The organism is Mesorhizobium sp. M1217, from assembly GCF_040318275.1.
Taxonomy (GTDB): Bacteria; Pseudomonadota; Alphaproteobacteria; order Rhizobiales; family Rhizobiaceae; genus Mesorhizobium.
On sequence record NZ_JAMYMA010000027.1, the window covers coordinates 43,171 to 63,249 of the forward strand.

22 protein-coding genes are annotated in these 20,079 nt (G+C 63.5%); 10 read left to right on the forward strand and 12 right to left on the reverse strand.

Annotated elements, in window-relative coordinates; translation table 11 throughout:
* Positions 1 to 178: 178 nt before the first annotated feature.
* The 5 genes from NKH37_RS31145 to hutI form a co-directional block, all read right to left on the reverse strand.
* Positions 179 to 766: a HutD/Ves family protein gene (locus NKH37_RS31145; protein ID WP_352640025.1), complete on the reverse strand. Its 588-nt coding sequence runs from the start codon at positions 764 to 766 to the stop codon at positions 179 to 181.
* Between the two features lie 8 nt (positions 767 to 774).
* Positions 775 to 2,445, reverse strand: a complete 1,671-nt coding sequence (gene hutU, locus NKH37_RS31150) for a urocanate hydratase (protein WP_352791652.1) — start codon at positions 2,443 to 2,445, stop codon at positions 775 to 777.
* 32 nt (positions 2,446 to 2,477) lie between these two features.
* On the reverse strand, positions 2,478 to 3,287 hold the full coding sequence (gene hutG, locus NKH37_RS31155; protein ID WP_352481267.1) for an N-formylglutamate deformylase: 810 nt from the start codon (positions 3,285 to 3,287) through the stop codon (positions 2,478 to 2,480).
* Between the two features lie 490 nt (positions 3,288 to 3,777).
* On the reverse strand, positions 3,778 to 5,313 hold the full coding sequence (gene hutH / locus NKH37_RS31160; protein WP_353005554.1) for a histidine ammonia-lyase: 1,536 nt from the start codon (positions 5,311 to 5,313) through the stop codon (positions 3,778 to 3,780).
* Entirely contained in the window at positions 5,310 to 6,560 is a 1,251-nt protein-coding gene (hutI, locus tag NKH37_RS31165) for an imidazolonepropionase (protein ID WP_353005555.1), read from the reverse strand. Before hutI ends, hutH begins: the two co-directional genes overlap by 4 nt.
* A gap of 98 nt (positions 6,561 to 6,658) precedes the next feature.
* Between hutI and NKH37_RS31170 the strand changes: the two genes are divergently transcribed.
* The gene (locus tag NKH37_RS31170) at positions 6,659 to 8,011 is read left to right on the forward strand and encodes a formimidoylglutamate deiminase (protein WP_353005556.1); all 1,353 of its coding nucleotides are present in this window, start codon (positions 6,659 to 6,661) and stop codon (positions 8,009 to 8,011) included.
* A complete protein-coding gene (hutC, locus tag NKH37_RS31175) occupies positions 8,008 to 8,769 on the forward strand; it encodes a histidine utilization transcriptional repressor HutC (RefSeq protein ID WP_353005557.1) in 762 nt (253 codons plus the stop codon). The genes NKH37_RS31170 and hutC overlap by 4 nt, the downstream gene beginning before the upstream one ends.
* 180 nt (positions 8,770 to 8,949) lie before the next feature.
* Here the strand turns inward: hutC and NKH37_RS31180 are convergent, their stop codons facing one another.
* Positions 8,950 to 9,294, reverse strand: a complete 345-nt coding sequence (locus NKH37_RS31180; RefSeq protein WP_352481272.1) for a RidA family protein — start codon at positions 9,292 to 9,294, stop codon at positions 8,950 to 8,952.
* A 224-nt stretch (positions 9,295 to 9,518) separates the two neighbouring features.
* On the opposite strand from NKH37_RS31180, the gene aztA reads away from it, so the two are divergent.
* The 4 genes from aztA (at position 9,519) to NKH37_RS31200 (ending at position 12,680) form a co-directional block, all read left to right on the forward strand.
* Positions 9,519 to 10,331: a zinc ABC transporter ATP-binding protein AztA gene (aztA, locus tag NKH37_RS31185; protein ID WP_353005559.1), complete on the forward strand. Its 813-nt coding sequence runs from the start codon at positions 9,519 to 9,521 to the stop codon at positions 10,329 to 10,331.
* Entirely contained in the window at positions 10,331 to 11,206 is an 876-nt protein-coding gene (gene aztB / locus NKH37_RS31190; protein WP_353005566.1) for a zinc ABC transporter permease AztB, read from the forward strand. The genes aztA and aztB overlap by 1 nt, the downstream gene beginning before the upstream one ends.
* A 22-nt stretch (positions 11,207 to 11,228) precedes the next feature.
* Positions 11,229 to 12,155, forward strand: coding sequence for a zinc ABC transporter substrate-binding protein AztC (aztC, locus tag NKH37_RS31195; RefSeq protein ID WP_023717198.1), 927 nt, complete (start codon positions 11,229 to 11,231; stop codon positions 12,153 to 12,155).
* Positions 12,156 to 12,341: 186 nt separating this feature from the next.
* Positions 12,342 to 12,680: a protein tyrosine phosphatase family protein gene (locus tag NKH37_RS31200; RefSeq protein WP_023674411.1), complete on the forward strand. Its 339-nt coding sequence runs from the start codon at positions 12,342 to 12,344 to the stop codon at positions 12,678 to 12,680.
* A 12-nt stretch (positions 12,681 to 12,692) separates the two neighbouring features.
* On the opposite strand, the gene NKH37_RS31205 is transcribed toward NKH37_RS31200, so the two are convergent.
* Positions 12,693 to 13,160 carry an Lrp/AsnC family transcriptional regulator gene (locus NKH37_RS31205; RefSeq protein ID WP_352816030.1) on the reverse strand — a complete coding sequence of 156 codons (468 nt, stop codon included), beginning with the start codon at positions 13,158 to 13,160 and terminating at the stop codon, positions 12,693 to 12,695.
* A 153-nt stretch (positions 13,161 to 13,313) separates the two neighbouring features.
* On the opposite strand from NKH37_RS31205, the gene hppD reads away from it, so the two are divergent.
* The 3 genes from hppD (at position 13,314) to NKH37_RS31220 (ending at position 15,097) form a co-directional block, all read left to right on the forward strand.
* The gene (gene hppD / locus NKH37_RS31210; protein ID WP_353005560.1) at positions 13,314 to 14,429 is read left to right on the forward strand and encodes a 4-hydroxyphenylpyruvate dioxygenase; all 1,116 of its coding nucleotides are present in this window, start codon (positions 13,314 to 13,316) and stop codon (positions 14,427 to 14,429) included.
* 69 nt (positions 14,430 to 14,498) lie between these two features.
* On the forward strand, positions 14,499 to 14,723 hold the full coding sequence (locus tag NKH37_RS31215) for a type II toxin-antitoxin system Phd/YefM family antitoxin (protein WP_023717195.1): 225 nt from the start codon (positions 14,499 to 14,501) through the stop codon (positions 14,721 to 14,723).
* Positions 14,720 to 15,097, forward strand: coding sequence for a type II toxin-antitoxin system VapC family toxin (locus NKH37_RS31220; protein ID WP_023717194.1), 378 nt, complete (start codon positions 14,720 to 14,722; stop codon positions 15,095 to 15,097). The genes NKH37_RS31215 and NKH37_RS31220 overlap by 4 nt, the downstream gene beginning before the upstream one ends.
* Here the strand turns inward: NKH37_RS31220 and NKH37_RS31225 are convergent, their stop codons facing one another.
* The 5 genes from NKH37_RS31225 to hmgA are packed head-to-tail and all read right to left on the reverse strand — an operon-like array spanning position 15,098 to position 19,177.
* Positions 15,098 to 15,652, reverse strand: a complete 555-nt coding sequence (locus NKH37_RS31225) for a DinB family protein (RefSeq protein WP_023717193.1) — start codon at positions 15,650 to 15,652, stop codon at positions 15,098 to 15,100.
* A 4-nt stretch (positions 15,653 to 15,656) separates the two neighbouring features.
* Positions 15,657 to 15,950, reverse strand: coding sequence for a hypothetical protein (locus NKH37_RS31230; RefSeq protein WP_352640016.1), 294 nt, complete (start codon positions 15,948 to 15,950; stop codon positions 15,657 to 15,659).
* Positions 15,947 to 16,969: a fumarylacetoacetate hydrolase family protein gene (locus tag NKH37_RS31235; protein ID WP_353005561.1), complete on the reverse strand. Its 1,023-nt coding sequence runs from the start codon at positions 16,967 to 16,969 to the stop codon at positions 15,947 to 15,949. The genes NKH37_RS31230 and NKH37_RS31235 overlap by 4 nt, the downstream gene beginning before the upstream one ends.
* Positions 16,966 to 17,853, reverse strand: a complete 888-nt coding sequence (locus NKH37_RS31240) for an MBL fold metallo-hydrolase (protein WP_352495264.1) — start codon at positions 17,851 to 17,853, stop codon at positions 16,966 to 16,968. The genes NKH37_RS31235 and NKH37_RS31240 overlap by 4 nt, the downstream gene beginning before the upstream one ends.
* A 10-nt stretch (positions 17,854 to 17,863) precedes the next feature.
* Entirely contained in the window at positions 17,864 to 19,177 is a 1,314-nt protein-coding gene (gene hmgA / locus NKH37_RS31245) for a homogentisate 1,2-dioxygenase (protein WP_353042222.1), read from the reverse strand.
* 137 nt (positions 19,178 to 19,314) lie between these two features.
* Here hmgA and NKH37_RS31250 point away from each other — a divergent pair, with 137 nt between their 5' ends.
* Positions 19,315 to 19,764: a MarR family winged helix-turn-helix transcriptional regulator gene (locus NKH37_RS31250; RefSeq protein ID WP_023717189.1), complete on the forward strand. Its 450-nt coding sequence runs from the start codon at positions 19,315 to 19,317 to the stop codon at positions 19,762 to 19,764.
* Positions 19,765 to 20,079: the final 315 nt, after the last annotated feature.

The window sequence follows — 20,079 nt, forward strand, 5'->3', positions numbered from 1 at the left end:
CTTGGCCGAATGTTTGTTTCCGCACCACGACAAGGTGTCGTCTTTCGACAACTTCCAGGCGAGCGCCTCCGAGCATCGTTTCGGCTTCTGATCGGCGGAAGATTCAGGCTTTTTCGTGATGCAGGGACCAGCTTACGCAATATTTGACCGGCGTCTCGATCATGTTTGGAAACAGGCGTTAATCGTTGCCGGCAATGCGATCGATGCGGATCACGAACAGCATCGCCGGCCGGACGGGATCAAGGCGCAGTTCCGGCGCTTGCGGCCCGAGCAACAGCGCATCGAGCGGCCCCAGTTGCACGGGCGCGGCGCCGGCCACCCTAAGCTCGCCGTCGAGGGACAGGATGAGTGTTTCATCGGCTCCAAACCGGATTTTCGTCGGAGCCGAAATCAACAGGCGCTCGACCTGGTGGATCGCCCGGGTCCGGCGGATCATGACGTTGAGGTCGGTGATCGGACCGGCGATCAGCGTCGCTTGCGTTGGCACGTCGGCCGGAAAGGCAAGCGGTGCGGAAGCCTTGGTGATTTCGACCGGCGGCCGGCCGGCGATATCGAGGACCATGCCCTCGCCTTCCAGCAAGGCCAAAGTCCGGTCGACGCCGGGAAAGCCGGAAAACGGGCCGCCGCCCTCGACCAGCGCCATCGAGACGCGCCAGTCGAAATCGTCGAGCCCAGCACCTGCCGGCGAGACGGCAATCTCCGTCGTCACGCCGCCGCCGTTCTTCCACGGCATCGACCGGTATTCCGAGGCCCGAAGGATGCGCAAGGCGCGGCTCAGCCCAATATGCCGGGCAGGTTGAGCTGGTTCTCCCTGGCGCACTCGATCGCGATGTCGTAGCCGGCGTCGGCGTGACGCATGACGCCCGTCGCCGGATCGTTCCACAGAACCCGCTCAAGGCGCTTGGCCGCCTCACGCGTGCCGTCGGCGACGATAACCATGCCGGCATGCTGCGAAAAGCCCATGCCGACGCCGCCGCCATGGTGCAGCGACACCCAGGTGGCACCGGACGCGGTGTTGAGCAAGGCGTTGAGCAGCGGCCAGTCGGAGACGGCATCGGAGCCGTCCTTCATCGCCTCCGTCTCGCGGTTCGGCGAGGCGACCGAGCCGGAATCGAGGTGGTCGCGGCCGATGACCACCGGTGCCTTCAGTTCGCCGCTGGCGACCATCTCGTTGAAGGCGAGGCCGAGCCGGTGGCGGTCGCCAAGGCCAACCCAGCAGATGCGGGCCGGCAACCCTTGGAAGGCGATGCGCTCACGCGCCATGTCGAGCCAGTTGTGCAGATGGGTGTTACCAGGAGTCAGCTCGCGCACCTTGGCGTCGGTTCTGTAGATATCCTCGGGATCGCCGGAAAGTGCTGCCCAGCGGAACGGGCCGATGCCGCGGCAAAACAGCGGACGGATATAAGCCGGCACGAAACCCGGGAAGGCAAAGGCATTCTCAAACCCCTCCTCCTTCGCCACCTGGCGGATGTTGTTGCCGTAGTCGAGCGTCGGCACGCCGGCGTTCCAGAACGCCACCATCGCCTCGACATGCTCGCGCATCGACGCGCGGGCAGCCTTTTCGACCGCCTTCGGGTCGCTGGTGCGCTTCTCGCGCCATTCGGCCAGCGACCAGCCCTTGGGCAGATAGCCGTTGAGCGGATCATGCGCCGAGGTCTGGTCGGTGACGATGTCGGGGCGTACGCCGCGCCGCACCAGTTCCGGCACGATGTCGGCGGTGTTGCCGACCAGGCCGACCGATTTCGCCTCACCGGCTTTGGTCCAGCGCTCGATCTTCTCCAGCGCCTCGTCGAGGGTGTCGGCGCGCTCGTCGACATAACGGGTGCGCAGCCGGAAATCGATGCGGTCGGGATCGCATTCGACCGCCAGGCAGCAGGCGCCGGCCATGACTGCTGCGAGCGGCTGGGCACCGCCCATGCCGCCGAGGCCGCCGGTCAGGATCCATTTGCCTTTGAGATTGCCGCCATAGTGCTGACGGCCTGCCTCGACGAAGGTCTCGTAGGTGCCCTGCACGATGCCTTGCGTGCCGATGTAGATCCATGAGCCGGCCGTCATCTGGCCGTACATCATAAGGCCTTTTCTATCGAGCTCGTTGAACTTCTCCCATGTCGCCCAGTGCGGCACGAGGTTCGAATTGGCGATCAGCACGCGCGGCGCATCGGCATGGGTGCGGAACACGCCGACCGGCTTGCCGGATTGCACCAACAGTGTCTCGTCGTCGCCAAGCGTCTTCAGCGAGGCAACGATGCGGTCGAAATCGTTCCAGGTGCGCGCCGCCCGGCCGATGCCGCCATAGACGACCAGTTCGTTGGGATTTTCGGCAACGTCCGGGTCGAGATTGTTCATCAGCATGCGCAACGGCGCTTCCGTCAGCCAGGTGCGGGCGTTGAGCTCGCTGCCGCGCGGGCTGCGCACTTCACGGATATTGTGGCGAGGATCGGTCATGATTGTCCCTTTCGAGTGAGGTGCACCGCGCGTCAGCGTTCGGCCCAGGCGATCGCGGTTTCCAGGATCTTTCTCAGCGTGACGCGGATCGGCGCCGCGAATTCGGCGTCGTAAGGCACCGGCCAGTTATCCGGTTCGCCCTTGCCTTCGGGCTCGCGCAGATAGCCACGGTTGGAGAGCTCCATCTGCAGCGCGTGGACGCCGGCTTGCGGCTGGCCGAAATGACGCGTGATCCAGCCGCCCTTGAAGCGGCCGTTGACGACAAAGCTCTCGCCGGTTTCTGCGACAATCTGCGTGACTTTCTCCTGCAACGCCGGATCGGCGCTCTTGCCGTCATTGGTGCCGAGATTGAAGACCGGCAATTTGCCTTCGAACAGGCGCGGCAGCACCGAACGGATCGAGTGGCAGTCATAGACGACGATCTTCCCGTGCAAAGCGCGCAGCCTGTCGATCTCGGCCTGCAACGCGGCATGATAGGGCACGAAGAATTTTTCGCGGCGTTCGTCGATCTCAGACGGCCCCGGCTCCTCGCCTTCGCGGTAGAGCGGATCGCCGTCGAAGGTCTCGGTCGGGCAGAGCCCAGTCGTCGTCTGGCCGGGATAGAGCGAAACGCCAGACGGATCGCGGTTGACGTCGATGACGGTGCGCGAGATCGCCGTATGCACCACCGTCGCGCCAAGGCTCTCGGCGAAATCATAAAGCTTGTCGATCCACCAGTCGGCGTCACGGCGGCCGAGCCAGGGCGAGATAAGTCGGTTGTCGAGGCCGGCCAGATCGATGCCGGTATGCGGGATCGAAACCAGCAGGGGTGCCGTGCCTCGGGTGACGGTGAGCCAAGTCATGAGAAGTCTCCGCGCGTTGGAGCTCTACGGCGCCCCCCTCTGCCCTGCCGGGCATCTCCCCCACAAGAGGGGAGATTGGCAGCTGCGGCGCCTCGCTCAGTCCTGCAACGTTGGAGATTGGCGAAAGCCAGTGTAACGGCCAATCTCCCCACTCGTGGGGGAGATGCCCGGCAGGGCAGAGGGGGGCGCGGCAGAACGCGACCTTGCAATTGTCCGTGAACACCGACCTCGCTTTTTGCCGGCCGTGTCGTATTTTGTTCTTGCTTTGTGCCGGCAGCTATGCTACTAATATGGGTATGGTGATGATTGTCACCGACGACCCGCCCTCGAGGCGGGTTTTTTGTTTCTGACTTTGAAAATTTCGGTATTGCCGGGCTGAGGTTGGCGGGACAGCGCCGCCCCCTGTCCTGCCGGACATCTCCCCCACTTGGGGGGAGATCAGCTGGCGTCGAGGGTTTCGCCAACGTCCGACCTGTGGCGGCGTACAGTCTCACGACGTCACTCCCGGCAGCTTTACCGCGCTTGCCGCTTCCACCGCCGCGCCGCTGCGTACCATGGCGATGGCCTTCTCCATGTCGGGATGGAAGTGCCGGTCGTTGTCGAGATGCGGCACCTCTGCCCTGACCAGCCGGCGCACCGCCTCCAGTGCCGCGCTCGAGGCCAGCGGGGCATGGAAATCGCAGCCTTGCGCCGCGGCCAGCAATTCGATGCCGATGACGGCCGTCGCATTCTCGACCATGCCGATGAGCCGGCGCGCGCCATGTGCCGCCATCGAGACGTGGTCTTCCTGGTTGGCCGAGGTCGGGATCGAATCGACGCTGGCCGGATACGCTTTTTGTTTGTTTTCCGAGACGAGCGCCGCGGCTGTCACTTGCGGGATCATGAAACCGGAATTCAGACCCGGCTTGGGCGTCAGAAAGGCCGGCATGCCCGACAGCGCCGGGTCGACCAGCATGGCGATGCGCCGTTCCGACAGCGAGCCGATCTCGCAGACGGCGAGCGCGATCATGTCGGCGGCGAAGGCCACCGGCTCGGCGTGGAAATTTCCGCCAGAAAGCGCTGTGTCGTCCTCGGCAAAGATCAGCGGATTGTCGGTGACGCCATTGGCCTCGGTGCCGAGCGTATCGGCGGCCTGACGCAGCACGCTGAGTGCTGCGCCCATCACCTGCGGCTGGCAGCGCAGGCAGTATGGGTCCTGCACGCGCTCGTCGCCGACGCGGTGCGATTCACGGATGGCGCTGCCGGCCATCAAATTACGCAACGCCTCGGCCGTCTCGATCTGGCCGCGATGTTTCCTGAGCAGATGGATGCGTGGATCGAAGGGCGCGTCGGAGCCCTTGGCGGCATCGGTCGACAGCGCGCCGGCGACCAGTGCCGACTGGTAGAGCACTTCCGCCTCGAACAAAGCTGCCAGCGTATAGGCGGTCGAAAACTGGGTGCCGTTGAGCAGCGCCAGGCCTTCCTTGGCGCCCAATGTCACCGGCTCCAGGCCGTGCGAAACGAAGGCGACCTTGGCGGGAAAGCGACCATGCGGGGTAAAACATTCGCCGACGCCGATCATCACCGCGGTCATGTGCGACAGCGGCGCGAGGTCGCCGGAAGCTCCAACCGAGCCTTGCGCCGGCACCACGGGAATAACGTCGTTGGCCAGCATCGCCTCGAGCAGCTCGATCGTCTGCGGCCGCACGCCGGAGGCGCCCTGGGCCAGGCTGGCCAGCTTCAGCGCCATCATCAGCCGGCAAATTGCCACCGGCATCGGCTCGCCGACGCCGGCGGCATGTGACAGCACGATGTTTCGCTGCAGCGTCTCGAGGTCGGCGGCGGGGATGCGCACGCTGGCCAGCTTGCCGAAGCCGGTGTTGATGCCATAGACCGGCTCGCCCTTGGCAACGATCCTGGCGACGGCCTCGGCGCTGGCCTTGATCTTCGACCGGCAGGCATCGTCGAGCCTCAGTGCGGCGCCGCGATAGATGGCGCGCCAATCGGCCAGCGTGGCATTGCCTGGCCTTAGCTTGAGTTCGGTCATTGTCCCCTCCAGATGCGGGCATGCAGCGGATTGAAGCCCATGCGGTAGATGAGTTCGGCCGGGCGCTCGACGTCCCAGATCGCCAGATCGGCGGATTTTCCGGCTTCCAGCGTGCCGGTCTGTCCAAGCAGCCCGAGCGCGCGGGCAGCCTCGCGCGTAACGCCGGCAAGGCATTCATCGACGGTCAGGCCGAACAATGTCGCCGCCATGTTCATGGTCAGCAGCAGCGAGGTCAGCGGCGAGGTGCCCGGATTGTTATCGGTGGCAACGGCCATCCTGACGCCATGCTGGCGAAACAGGGCGATCGGCGGCTTCTTGGTCTCGCGGATAAAGTAGTAGGCGCCGGGCAAGATGGTCGCCACGGTTCCTGCCTTCGCCATTGCCACCGCACCTGCCTCGTCGGCGTATTCGAGGTGGTCGGCCGATAGCGCACCATAGCGCGCCGCAAGTTCCGCGCCGTGCAGATTGGACAGCTGGTCCGCATGAAGCTTGACCGGCAGGCCCGCCGCCTTGGCCGCATCGAACACGCGTGCGATCTGCTCGGGCCAAAAGGCAATGCCCTCGCAAAAACCGTCGACGGCATCGGCAAGCCCGTCGGCAGCGACGGCCGGCAAAATCTCGTTGGCGACAAGATCGATAAAGGCGTCCTTGTCGCCTTTTGCTTCGGGCGGCAGCGCATGAGCGCCGAGGAAAGTGGTTCTGACCGTCACCGGCCGCCCACCGCCCAGCCGTCGCGCGGCGCGCAGCGATTTCTTCTCGTTTTCGAGGTCGAGACCGTAGCCCGACTTGATCTCGATGGTGGTGACGCCTTCGGCGATCAGCGCGTCGAGGCGTGGCAGCGACTGGGCGACCAGCTCGTCCTCGCTCGCGGCGCGCAGAGCCTTGACCGAGGAAACGATACCGCCGCCGGCCTTGGCGACCTCCTCATAGGTGGCGCCGGCCAGCCGCATCTCGAATTCATTGGCACGGTTGCCGGCATGGACCAGATGGGTGTGGCAGTCGATCAAGCCAGGGGTGATCCAGCGGCCTTCGCAGTCGGTCGCCTCGGCGTCTTTGCCAAGTGCTCTGGGGCGGAGCGCTGCCGGCATGTCGGCTTCCGGCCCGGCATAGACGATCCGGCCGCTGCGCACCGCGATGGCGCCGTGCTCGACGACGCCTAACCCGGCGCTGCTATCGGCCATGGTCGCGAGGCGCGCATTGCGCCAGAGGCGAAGCTCCCCTGCCCGGTTTTTGCTCTCTCCAGCCATCATCTTTTCCGTTTCAATCGGGAGTTATTATGTATATACATATCAAAAGGCACTGCAAGCGCTATCATCACATGGCCAACCGGGATTTGGAGAAAGACGTGACGGCGATTTTTGCGGAACAGGCACTTCTGCCCGACGGCTGGCGCAGCGATGTGCGGATCGTAATCTCCGACGGCAAGATCGCAACGGCCGAGGCGAATACCTCGCCTCTGCCTGGCGACGAGCGCCATTCTGTCCTTTTGTCCGGCATGCCGAACCTGCACAGCCATGCCTTCCAGCGCGGCATGGCCGGCCTTGCCGAATTGCGCGGCCCTTCCGCCGACAGTTTCTGGAGCTGGCGCGAGGTGATGTACCGCTTTGCGCTGTCGATGACGCCGGACCAGGTCGAGGCGGTCGCAGCGCAGCTCTATGTCGAGATGCTGGAGGCCGGGTTCTCGCGCGTCGGCGAGTTTCACTATCTCCACCACGACCGCGACGGCCGGCCCTATGCCAACATCGCCGAGATGGCGGAGCGTATCATTGCTGCAGCGTCCGAGACAGGCATCGGGCTGACTTTGCTGCCGGTGTTCTACGCGCATTCCTCTTTCGGCGGCGCTGCGCCAAATGAAGGCCAGCGGCGATTCATCAACGATGTGAACCAGTTCTCGCGGCTTGTTGAGAAAAGCCGCGAATCCCTTCGCGCGTTGACTCAGGCTGTCGTCGGCGTGGCCCCACACAGCCTGCGTGCCGTGACACCCGAGGAACTGGAAAACATCACGGCGATGGCGCCGGAGGGGCCGATCCACATCCACATCGCCGAGCAGATGAAGGAGGTCGAGGACTGCCTTGCCTGGTCCGGGGCGCGGCCGGTCGAATGGCTGCTTGCCAATGCCAAGGTCGACCAGCGCTGGTGCCTGATCCATGCTACCCACATGAGCGAAGCCGAGACGATCCAGATGGCGAAAAGCGGCACCGTTGCCGGCCTCTGCCCGATCACCGAGGCCAATCTCGGCGACGGCACCTTTGCCGCGCCCCTTTTTATGCAGCATGGCGGCCGCTTCGGCATCGGCTCGGATTCCAACTTGCTGATCGGCCTGCCGGACGAGTTGCGCCAGCTCGAATATTCGCAGCGCCTCGCCCACCGCGCCCGCAACGTGCTGGCGGTGGCCGGCGGATCGACCGGTCGCGCGTTGTTCGATGCGGCGCTCGAGGGTGGCAGTTCCGCGTTGGGCGCCGGCGCCTCGCGGATCACTGCCGGTGCCTCGGCCGATCTCGTCTCGCTCGACGGCAAGCATCCATCGTTGGCGGGCAAGGCAGGTGATGCGATCCTCGACGCCTGGATTTTTGCCAACGGCACCAAGATCGATTGCGTCTGGGTGCATGGCAGGAAACTGGTCAGCGACGGCAGGCATGCAAGACGCGATGCCATTGCCGAGCGCTTCCGCAAGGTGATGACGGCGCTTTCGGCATGAGCATGATCGAGGCGATAAGCGCGGATTCTGGAAGCGCGGACGGCGGCGAGGCCCTTTCGCTACACCAGCGCATCCTGTCGGACATTAGCGAACGGATCCTGTCCGGCGCCTGGGCGCCCGGCCACCGCATTCCGTTCGAGCATGAACTGACGGAAGAATACAGATGTTCGCGCATGACGGTGAACAAGGCGCTGTCGCAATTGGCCAAGGCCGGGCTGATCGAGCGCCGGCGTCGCTCCGGCAGTTTTGTCCGCCGGCCGCAATCGCAGGCGGCCGTTCTCGAAATCCACGACATCCGAATCGAGGTCGAGGCACTTGGCCTGCCCTACCGCTACGAGCGCGTGGCGGGAAGCAGAAGGCGCAGCAGTGCCGACGATCGCGCCCTGCTGGAACTCGACGTCGCCGGGCCGGTGCTGGCGCTGGAATGCCGGCATTTTGCCGGCAACCGGCCGTTCGCCCACGAGCAGCGGCTGATCAACCTGGCTGCCGTGCCGGAGGCCGCCGAAGAGGCGTTTTTCGACACGGCGCCCGGTCCGTGGCTGATCGGCCGTGTGCCATGGAGTGCGGCCGAGCATCGCATCCGCGCGGTTGCAGCCGACAAGCATATCGCGGCGGCTCTCGACATCGCGACCGGCGCGCCGTGCCTGGTGATCGAGCGGCGAACATGCAGCGCCGAGCACCCCGTCACCCATGTCCGGTTCACCTACGCGGCCGAGAGCCACACGCTGGTGGCGCGGTTCACGCCATCGCAGGGGTGAGCATTTCAACTGAGGGTCAGACCCCCTCACCCGGATTGCCGACCGAATTGCGAAGAGCATTCGGGGCAATCCGACCTCTCCCCGAGGGGAGAGGAGATCGCTGGTGCCAGCGCAGTCTCTTCTCCCTCGGGGAGAAGGTGGCCGCGAAGCGGCCGGATGAGGGGGAACCTACGGAGCTGCTCAAATCGCCGCGGTGACAATGATCTCGACCAGATATTCCGGTCCGGCAAGCTTGGCCTCGCCGGTGGCGCGGGCCGGCGTGTTGCCCTGCGGTACCCATTTGTCCCACTCGGCGTTCATCTCGGCAAAGGTGCTCATGTCGGCCAGCCAGATGATCGCCTGCAGGATCTTGGTCTTGTCGGTGCCGGCCTTGGCCAGCAATTCGTCGATCGCCGCCAGAATGTCTTTTGTCTGGGCGCCGACGTTTCCACCCGGCTTGCCGACCTGACCGGCCAGATAGACGGTGTTGCCGTGGATGACGATCTGGCTCATGCGCGGGCCCACATCGATGCGACGAATGCTCATTGGATATTCCTTCTCTTGTCCGGCTTTCTCTTGTCGGCTGCGCCTGTTTAGGATCGCTGCTGGCTTCGAGCAAGGCCGCTCGAGCGGAACCTCTTGAGCCAAGCCAAAGCGGACAACATGACGGCCCGGCCGCAATTCCGCCCGATTGGCTTGTTGACTAATGTAATAACATCACATATCGAATCCGCCCCTGCAGCACCGATCGTCGCCCCATGGATCGTCACATGAGCCAAACCTGCCTGACCTTCCGCGACCTGACGCTGGGCTATAACAGCCATCCTGCGATCCACCACCTCAATGGTACGATCCGCAAGGGGTCCTTGACGGCGGTCGTCGGCGCCAACGGCTCCGGCAAGTCGACGCTGATGAAGGGCATCGTTGGCGTCCTGAAGCCGATGGCCGGCGCGGTGATCCGGGCGCCCGGCGTGCGCGCCGCCTACCTGCCGCAGCAGTCCGAGCTCGACCGCTCCTTTCCGGCCCGGGTCGTCGACCTGGTTTCGCTTGGCCTGTGGCCGCGGCGTGGCATGCTCGGCCGCTATACCAGGGAAGATCGCGACTCGGTCAGCAAGGCGCTGATGGCCGTCGGCCTCGGCGGTTTCGAGAAGCGGCCGATCGACACGTTGTCGGGCGGCCAGCTGCAGCGCACGCTGTTTGCCCGCGTGCTGTTGCAGGATGCCGAGCTCATCCTGCTCGATGAGCCGTTCAATGCCGTCGACACGAAGACCGTCGGCGACCTGATCGCACTGATCAAGCGCTGGCATGGCGAGGAGCGTACGATCATGGTGGTCGTCCACGATCTCGACCTAGTGCGGCAGAATTTCCCCGAAACACTGCTCCTGGCGCGCCAGCCGGTCGCCTGGGGCGAGACCAGAGAGACGCTGCGGCCGGAGAATTTGTTGCGCGCGCGCCGCTTCCACGAAGCCTGGGAGGACAACGCGCCATGGTGTGAGCCTGGCGAGCATGACCACGAGCACAGTGGCCACGAGCACAGCCATGACCACGACCATCATCACGGCTCCGGGCCGAGGGCGGCATGATGGACGTGCTTTACGGTCTTTTCGTAGCTCCTTTCGCCGACTACGCCTTCATGCAGCGGGCGCTCGCCGGCTCGCTGATGCTGTCGCTCGGCGCCTGCCCGGTCGGCGTGTTCCTGATGCTGCGGCGCATGAGCCTGTCCGGCGACGCCATGGCCCATGCCATCCTGCCCGGTGCTGCCGCCGGCTTCCTGTTCTATGGGCTGGAGATCCTGCCGATGACCGTCGGCGGGTTGATCGCCGGCATCATCGTGGCGCTCGGCGCCGGTGCCGTCTCGCGCTTCACCATCCAGCGCGAGGACGCCTCGATGGCGGCCTTCTATCTGATTTCACTGGCCATCGGCGTGCTGATGGTGTCGATCCGCGGCTCCAGCGTCGATCTTATGCATGTGCTGTTCGGCACCGTGCTGGCGCTCAACAACGAGGCGCTGACGCTGATCGGCGGCATCGTTGTGGTGACGCTGGCCAGCCTCGCCATCTTCTGGCGGGCGCTGGTCGCCGAATGCCTCGACCCATTGTTCCTGCGCTCGGTCAGCCGGCTGGGCAGCCCGGTGCATTTCATCTTTCTCGGCCTCGTCGTGCTCAACCTCGTCGGCGGCTTCCAGGCGCTCGGCACCTTGCTGTCGGTCGGGCTGATGATGCTGCCGGCAGCGGCGGCCCGCTTCTGGACCTCGCGCGTCGAGCCGATGTGCGTGCTGGCGACAGTGATCGGCTTTGCCTCTTGCATTGCCGGGCTGCTGTTGTCCTATCATGCGTCGCTGCCCTCCGGCCCGGCCATCATCCTGTCCGCCGGCGTCGTCTATTTCGCCTCGATCCTGTTCGGGACGCGCGGCATCCTGCGCGCCCGCATCATCCATCACCGCCACAGAACTGCCTGATCCCAACGAAGGAGACTTGTCCATGCTGAAATCGATCCGCGCCGCTTTGGCCGTGAGCGTTATAACATTAACCGCCTTTGGCGCATCTTCGGCTTTCGCGGAGCCGTTGAAAGTGGTCGCCAGTTTCACCATCATCGGAGACTTCGCCAAGAATGTCGGCGGCGACCGGATCGATCTGACCACCATCGTCGGGCCGAACGGGGATGCGCATGTCTACGAGCCGAGCCCAGCCGATGCGGTGGCGATGGCCAAGGCCGACATCGTGCTGGTCAACGGCCTGCATTTCGAAGGTTTTCTGCAGCGCCTGGTCGACGCCAGCGCAACCAAGGCGACCGTCGCCGTGCTGACCAAGGGCGTCACGCCGATCAATTTCAAGCCCGAATTCGCCGAGGCCGACGCCCACGCCGATGGTGAGACGGCAACCGATCCGCACGCCTTCCAGTCGATCGCCAATGCCAAGATCTATGTGAAGAACATCGCCGACGCCTTCTGCACGGCCGACGCTGCGGGTTGCGACAGCTACAAGGCCAATGCAGCCGCCTATACGCAAAAGCTCGATGCGCTCGAGGGCGAGGTACAGGCAGCGATCCAGTCGATCCCGCAAGAGAAGCGCGTCGTCATCACCTCGCATGATGCCTTCGGCTATTTCGAGCAGGCCTACGGCTTGACGTTCCTGGCCCCGGAAGGCGTGTCGACCGAGTCGGAGCCCTCCGCCGCCGACGTCGCCAAGCTGGTCAGCCAGGTGAAACAGGACAAGGCGGCGGCGATCTTCGTCGAGAACATCACCAATCCGCGGCTGATCGAGCAGATCGCCAGCGAGACCGGCATCAAGGTGGGCGGCACGCTCTATTCCGATGCGCTCTCACAGCCCGACGGCCCGGCCTCGACCTATATCGACCTGATGCACAACAACATCGCCCAGATCAAAGGCGCGATCCTCGGCAGCTGAGCCGACCGATCCGGTTCATCCAGCCGGGCTGGCGCATGATGCGTCCTGGCGACATGCGGCGTTAGCCCGGCTGGATTTCCGGCATCGAAATCTCTATCTGCGCGGATGGATTTCTTTTCGCGCGGATTGCCGACCGGGTCAGGGAGTGGCAAGACTGCCGCTAACCAGATTGCGAGGACCCCAGCCATGGAATACCGTCAGATCAGCGAGGACTATTCGGTCTCGGGCCAGATCCAGCCCGAGGATGTCGCGACCATCAAGGCCGCCGGCTTCAAGAGCGTGATCTGCAACCGGCCGGACGACGAGCAGCCCGGCCAGCCATCGGCCGACACCGTCAAGGCGGCGGTCGAGGGCGCCGGGCTCGCCTTCCGCTACATCCCCGTCATCAGCGGCCAGATCACGGCCGAGAATGTCGAGGACCAGGCTGAGGCGCTCGACGAACTCGAAGGCCCGGTGTTCGCCTATTGCCGGTCCGGCGCCCGCTGCACCAATCTCTATGGGCTGATCCAGCAGTCGAAGGGGTGAACGTTCGCGCCCTCAGATCGGCAGCGCGCCGGTCTCCTTCAACGTCTCCAGCACGATCGCCGTCTTCACATGCTGCACCGATTCGTGCGGGAGAAGCACGCTGTTGACGAATTCCGACAGCGACTTCAGGTCCGGCGTCACCACTTTCAATATATAATCCATCTCGCCGGTCAGCGCGTGCGCTTCCTGCACTTGCGGCAGCCGCGCCACTAGTTCGCCGAAACGCCGCGCATTGTCGCGGTTGTGGGTGGCGAGCGTCACCGAAATGACGTTGACCAGGGAAAAGCCGAGCTTGTCGCGGTCGAGCACCGCCCGGTAGCCCTTGATATAACCGTCTTCCTCCAGCCGCTGGCGACGGCGCGAGCATTGCGACGCGGACAGGTTCACCCGTTCCGACAAATCGTTGTTGGTCAGCCGTGCATCGCCCTGCAGCAGAGCCATTATCTTGCGGTCAAACTGGTCGATGCGCGCGTCATCCATGAATATCCGCTCCGCAGTGCACAACTCGCGCATGATAAGACCATTTCAAGCGTTTGAATGCAAGCAATTTGCACTCGCTCCGCGCTATGATTGCGCTCAGATATGGCCGACGCGGCCAATGCCAGATTTCGGGCCAGATTTCGGAGCAATGCCATGGGTCCCTTCCCGCACGACGCACCGCCCGCCAAGATCAGCAAAACCAATCCCGCCGGCACCGACGGCTTCGAATTCGTCGAATTCGCGCATGCCGAGCCGGAAAAGCTCGCCGAGCTTTTCACCCGCATGGGCTACGTGCCCGTGGCCAAGCACCGCAGCAAGGACATCACCGTCTGGCGGCAGGGCGACATCAATTATGTCGTCAATGCCGAGCCCGGCTCGCATGCAATGAAATTCGTCGACAAGCACGGCCCTTGCGCCGCCTCGATGGCTTGGCGTGTGGTCGATGCCAAGCATGCGTTCGATCATGCCGTTGCCAAGGGCGCGACGCCCTATGAAGGCGCCGGCAAGTCGCTCGACGTGCCGGCAATCGTCGGTATCGGCGGATCGCTGCTCTATTTCATCGAAACCTATGGCGAGAAGGGCTCGGCTTACGACGCCGAGTTCGACTGGCTGGGCGAGCGCGATCCCAGGCCGGAAGGCGTCGGCTTCTATTATCTCGACCACCTGACCCACAATGTCTATCGCGGCCAGATGGACAAATGGTGGGATTTCTACCGCGACCTGTTCGGCTTCAAGCAGATCCATTTCTTCGACATCGACGGCAAGATCACCGGCCTGGTCAGCCGCGCCATCACCTCGCCTTGCGGCAAGATCCGCATCCCGCTCAACGAGTCCAAGGACGAGACCAGCCAGATCGCCGAATATCTGAAGAAGTACAATGGCGAGGGCATCCAGCACATCGCCGTCGGCACCGACGACATTTACGGCGCCACCGACAGGCTGGCCGCCAACGGCCTGAAGTTCATGCCGGGCCCGCCCGAGACCTATTACGACATGTCTTATGCCCGCGTGAACGGCCATGAAGAGCCGATCGAGCGCATGAAAAGGCACGGCATCCTGATCGACGGCGAAGGCGTCGTCGACGGCGGCACGACCAAGATCCTGCTGCAGATTTTTTCAAAGACTGTGATCGGGCCGATCTTCTTCGAGTTCATCCAGAGGAAGGGCGACGAAGGTTTTGGCGAGGGCAATTTCCGCGCTCTGTTCGAATCCATCGAGCAGGACCAGATCAAGCGCGGCGTGCTGAAGGTGGACGGCAAGGCAGCGTAGCCAGTTCGGCCGAGGTGCCTTGTGGTTTGATCAGTTATGACCTAAATTCTGGTCATAAAGGATCGAGTCATGAATGTTTCCATTGCCGAAGCCAAGGCCAAATTGTCGGAACTCGTCAGCCGTGCGGAAGCCGGCGAGGAGATCGTGCTCACACGCCACGGCAAGGTGGCGGCGCGTATCGTACCTCCGGCAGTGGCCGAATCCCTGCCGCGTATCGGCGCATTGAAGGGCAAGATCTGGATTGCGGACGATTTTGATGAACTCGGCCCCGAGTGGGATGAGTACGTGAAATGACGGTCGGCCCGTTTCTCGCCGACACACACATCATCCTCTGGTCGATTTCGGACGATCGACGTCTCAGCGAGCACCACCGCGCTATTCTGGCTTCGGAAGCGGTGGTGTTCGCGAGCGCGGCTAGCGTCTGGGAAATTGCCATCAAACGCTCGATCAGAAAACTCGATGCGCCGGACGACCTGCCAACGCTGCTTCCAAGGATGCAATTTCAGCCGCTCGCCGTAACCTTCCAGCACGCAAACGCCGTCGGCAGCCTACCCCACCACCATGGTGATCCGTTCGACAGACTTCTGATTGCGCAGGCGCAAATGGAGAATCTCACCATCCTTACATCCGACCCGCATTTCGCCAGTTACGATGTGGCTTTGGCATAATTAGCCAAGCAGTTGGTCTCGCAGTCCCAGCCGCTCGACTTCGGCTTTCCTCAACTTAACATCGTAATCGAGGAAGAACTCGTCGAGTTGTGGCGGTTTCACCGAGGTGCCAGACAGCATCGCGTGCACCTGGCCGCGATGATGGATGTCGTGGATGAAGAGATGGGCGAGCAAATCGCCGATCCGCTCCGGTATCATGCCGTCCTCGCGCCGATCAGTGACGACGCGGCGTTCGAGATCGTCCGCCGACAGGCGGTCGCAAAAAGCGATCAGCCGCCGGTCGGCCTCCGCCCGCTTGCCAAAGAGCGCGTCCGCTTCGTCGAAGCGCAAGAACTCATCATAGGCCGCGGCGCCGACGCCGCCCTCTTCGAGAAAATCGAGATAGAGGTGATCGACCGCCAGAATGTGGTTCAGCGTTGCCTTGATCGACGGGAAGAAGCTGGTTCGCTCGGCTTCGAATTCACCAGGCTTAAGCTGCAGTACGGCGCCATAAAGCCGGTCGTTCGACCAGAGATTGTTGCGCGCCATGCGGCGGAAATGGTTCAGCAGGTCCATGACTTCACTCAGCTGACCGGACCAACGACAAGCCTGCCCCCATTAGCAGGAATCCAGCGAGAACAATCAGCAGCAGCCCGATCATGCGCCGCCGCATGCCTTGCGTTTCCTGGTCACGCGCGACGTTCGTGTTGGTGACGGTGTGAAACATCATCGCCTTGCGCGGAAAGCCGCTGCGGTTGGTCAGGCCGGGCGAGCGCGCCTCGATGCGATAGCTCAGCCGGATCGCCTGGATGAAGATCGCCAGCATGACAAGGGCCCAGACACCGCACAGGAGATAGAATGTCTCGCCTGTCATTCTCTTGCCCCCTCGTATTTCTCGACCTTCTGCTCGATGGCGCCGAAGATCGAATGCCCGCCCCTGTCCTTCATCTCGATGCGCACGGTATCGCCAAAGCGCAGAAACGGCGTCTTCGGTTCGCCGGCTTCGATGGTCTCGATCATACGCAACTCGGCGATACAGGAATAGCTGGCGCCGCCCGCCGAGACAGGCTTGCCCGGCCCGCCATCGAGCTTGTTGGAGACGGTGCCCGAACCGACGATGGTGCCGGCGGCCAGCGGCCGCGTTTTTGCGGCATGGGCAATCAGCGCCGGAAAGTCGAAGGTCATGTCGATGCCGGCGTTCGCCCGGCCGAACGGTTTGCCGTTGAGATCGACCAGCAGCGGCAGGCTGACCTTGCCGCCGTCCCAGGCATCGCCCAGTTCGTCCGGCGTCACCGCAACCGGCGAAAAGGCTGATGACGGTTTCGACTGGAAGAAGCCGAACCCCTTGGCAAGCTCGGGTCCGGTCAGGCCGCGCAGCGTCACGTCGTTGACCAGCATGACCAGCCGGATCGCTGCCCGCGCCTCGTCGAGGCCAGCGCCCATCGGCACGTCGTCGACAATGACGGCGACCTCGCCTTCCAGGTCGATGCCAAGGGTCTCGTCGATCATGCGGATTGGGTCGCGCGGTGCGAGGAAGGCGTCCGAGCCGCCCTGGTAGATCAGCGGATCGGTCCAGAAGCTTGCCGGCATCTCGGCGCCGCGCGCCTTCCGCACCAGCTCGACATGGTTCACATAGGCCGAGCCGTCGGCCCATTGGTAGGCGCGCGGCAGCGGCGAATGAGCGTCGTGCTCGTGAAAGCGGGCCGACGGCACCGCATTATTCTCCAGCGATTCGGCCATGGCAGCGAGATGCGGCGCGATCCGATGCCAGTCGTCGAGCGCGGCCTGCAGCGTCCGAACCAGGAACGAAGCGTCGGTAAACCGCGTCAGGTCGCGCGAGACGACGACGAGCTTTCCGTCGCGCGTCCCGTCCTTCAATGTGGCAAGCTTCATGCGGTTTCCTCTCTTGGCGCAGCTTTGGCGCTGCTTAATTCCACAACAAGGCCGTCGCGGGCGATCGTCAAGTCGCCGGCCCATGTTTTCCTGACGGCGGCAATCCAGTCGGCTTCGCCAATTTCCGGATCGTCGGCCGGAATGAGGTGGTTGAGGACCAGTCTTTTGACGCCTGCATCACTGGCGATGCGGCCGGCTTCCTCGGCAAAACTGTGGCTGGCAAGCAGGTGTTCCCTCAGCCTTGCGCCGTTGCCCGTCTTCGCGACCAGCCGCTCGATACCCTCTTCCAGCATGGCCTCGTGGACCAGGACATCGGCGCCCTCGGCGAAATCCGCCAATGGCGGAAAGAACGCCGTATCGGACGAGAAGACGATGCTTTGCCCGGCTTGCTCGAAGCGCAGCGCAAAGCAGTCCGTCACCGGCGGGTGGTCGACACGCAAGGCCGATATTTTGAGACCGCGCTCTTCCGCCACCTGCCCTTCACCAAACTCGACAATCGAGACCAGGTCGCGGAGATCCGGCCGCCCTTCGTCGGCGATGCGGATCTCGATGTCGAACTCCATCGCCTGGCAAAAGCGCTGCCAGTAGTAGCCGATGCCGGGCGGGCCGAATACGGTGACCTTTGTCCCCAGGCCGGCCGTCCATGCGGTGTGGATCAACGGTCCGAGTTCCAGCACATGGTCGGAGTGCAAATGCGTGATGAAGATCAGGTCGAGCGCCTTCAGGCTGACGCCGGCATCGGTCAGCCCGCGCGTTACGCCCAGCCCGCAATCGACGACGATGCTGCGACGGCCAATCTCCAGCAGTGACGAACTCGGCCACGGCCCGCCCGGCCTGAGCGCCGGGCCGCCCTTCGAGCCGAGAAGCACCAGACGATCCGTCATGCGACGGCGCTCAAGACCAGTCGCCCTCTGGCGTGCCGTTGAAGCGTTTCTTCAGATCGGCCCAGCAGTCGATGTAATTGTCCTGCCGGGTTTCGAGCTCGGCGCCATAGCGGGTCACCATCTGCGGAAAGCGTGTCTCGAACATGAAGGCCATGGTGTTGTCGAGCTTGACCGGTTTCAGCTCCGCGCGCGAGGCTTTTTCGAAGCCAGACGCATCTGGTCCGTGAGCCAGCATCATGTTGTGCAGGCTGATGCCGCCGGGCACGAAGCCCTCTTCCTTGGCATCGTACTGACCATGGATCAGGCCCATGAACTCGCTCATGATGTTGCGGTGATACCAGGGCGGCCGGAAAGTGTTTTCCGCCACAAGCCAGCGCGGCGGGAAGATGACGAAATCGATATTGGCGGTGCCTTCCTCGCCGCTCGGCGCGGTCAGCACGGTGAAGATCGATGGGTCAGGATGATCGAACAAGATCGCGCCGACCGGCGAAAAGGTCGCAAGATCATATTTGTAGGGCGAATAATTGCCGTGCCACGCCACCACATCCAGCGGCGAATGATCGATCTCGGTGACATGGAACTGGCCACACCATTTCGCGATCAGCCGGCACGGTGTTTCCTTGTCCTCGAACCAGGCACAGGGCGTCTTGAAATCGCGCGGATTGGCCAGGCAGTTGGCGCCAATCGGGCCGCGATCCGGCAGCGTCAGCTTGGCGCCGTAATTCTCGCAGACATAGCCACGCACTTGCGGATCCACCAGTTCGACCTTGAACACCAGGCCACGCGGCAGCACGGCGATCTCGCCTGGCGTGAGTTCGATGACGCCCATCTCGGTGATCAAGCGCAAGGCTCCAACCTGGGGCACGACCAGCAACTCGCCGTCGGCGTTGAAGAAATGGTCGTCGGCCATCGAACGGTTGGCGACATAGGCATGTGCCGCCATGCCGGTCTGGCCGATCACGTCGCCGGCGGTGGTGATCGAGCGCATGCCGGCGATGAAGTCTGTCGGCTCTTTCGGCATCGGCACGGGGCTCCAGCGATACTGGCCGAGAGCGAGCTGGTGGTCGCCGACGTTCGGCGCGCTTTTCCACAGCGGATAATTCGCCGCTTTGAAGCGACCGGTATGCCTGACGCTCGGCCTTATCCGATAAAGCCAGGAGCGCTCATTGGTGCCGCGCGGCGCAGTGAAAGGAGAGCCCGAAAGCTGCTCGGCGTAGAGGCCGTAGGCCGGCCGCTGCGGCGAGTTGCGTCCTTGCGGCAGCGAGCCCGGCAAAGTCTCGGTCTCGAAGTCGTTGCCGAAACCCGGCATGTAGGAATAGGCCATGGCATCCTCCCTGGATACTGACAGAGCGCGCTCCTCGCCTCCGATGGCTGCGGCACTCAAGCATTGACCAAACTGGTTTGATCTGTAACCATTGAAAATGTAACTATCAACCACGGCGTCTGCCGGGATACAAAATCATGGACGTCCTGGAACTCGAAAGCTTCCTGCCCTACCGGCTCTACCGTCTCGCCGATGCCGTCAGCCGGGAATTCTCCAGGATATACAAGGACCGTCACGGCCTGACCCGACCCGAATGGCGCACGCTGGCCGGGCTCGGCCAGCACGGCACCATGACCGCGACGGAACTCGGCGAGCAGTCGGCCATGCACAAGACCAAGGTTTCGCGAGCCGTCGCCGAGCTCGAACGGCGCCGCTGGCTCACTCGCACACCGGATGGAAAAGACAGGCGGGTCGAGCATCTGACGCTGACCCGAGCTGGCCTTGTCGCCTATCGCGAGATGGTGCCGCTGGCTAAAGCGTTCGAGCTGGAATTGCTTGCGAGGCTGAGCACGGAACAGCGAGCGGCCGTTGTCAGCGGAGTGGCGGCCCTGGAGATGGCGTTGCCGGATCGACGAAAGGAGCTGTGAAAGCTGCTACGCAGCGATCGTTCACACCCCCTCTGTCCTGCCGGACATCTCCCCCTCAAGGGGGGAGATTGGACGTCGCTTCGGCTTTCGCCAATCTCCAAAGAAGAGCGATGTCGGCGAAGCTGCCAATCTCCCCCTTGAGGGCAGGGGAATCGCATATGGCGATTTTGGGGTTGAGTTTAGGCTGAGAAAGGATTCTTTGGAGAGGCAGGTGAGCGAAGGAGCGACTGCCATTTCCTGCCTTGAGAGCTACTTTGGCGCGGTGCCTGATCCACGCGCGCCCAACGCCACGCACCGGCTTGGCGACCTGATCGT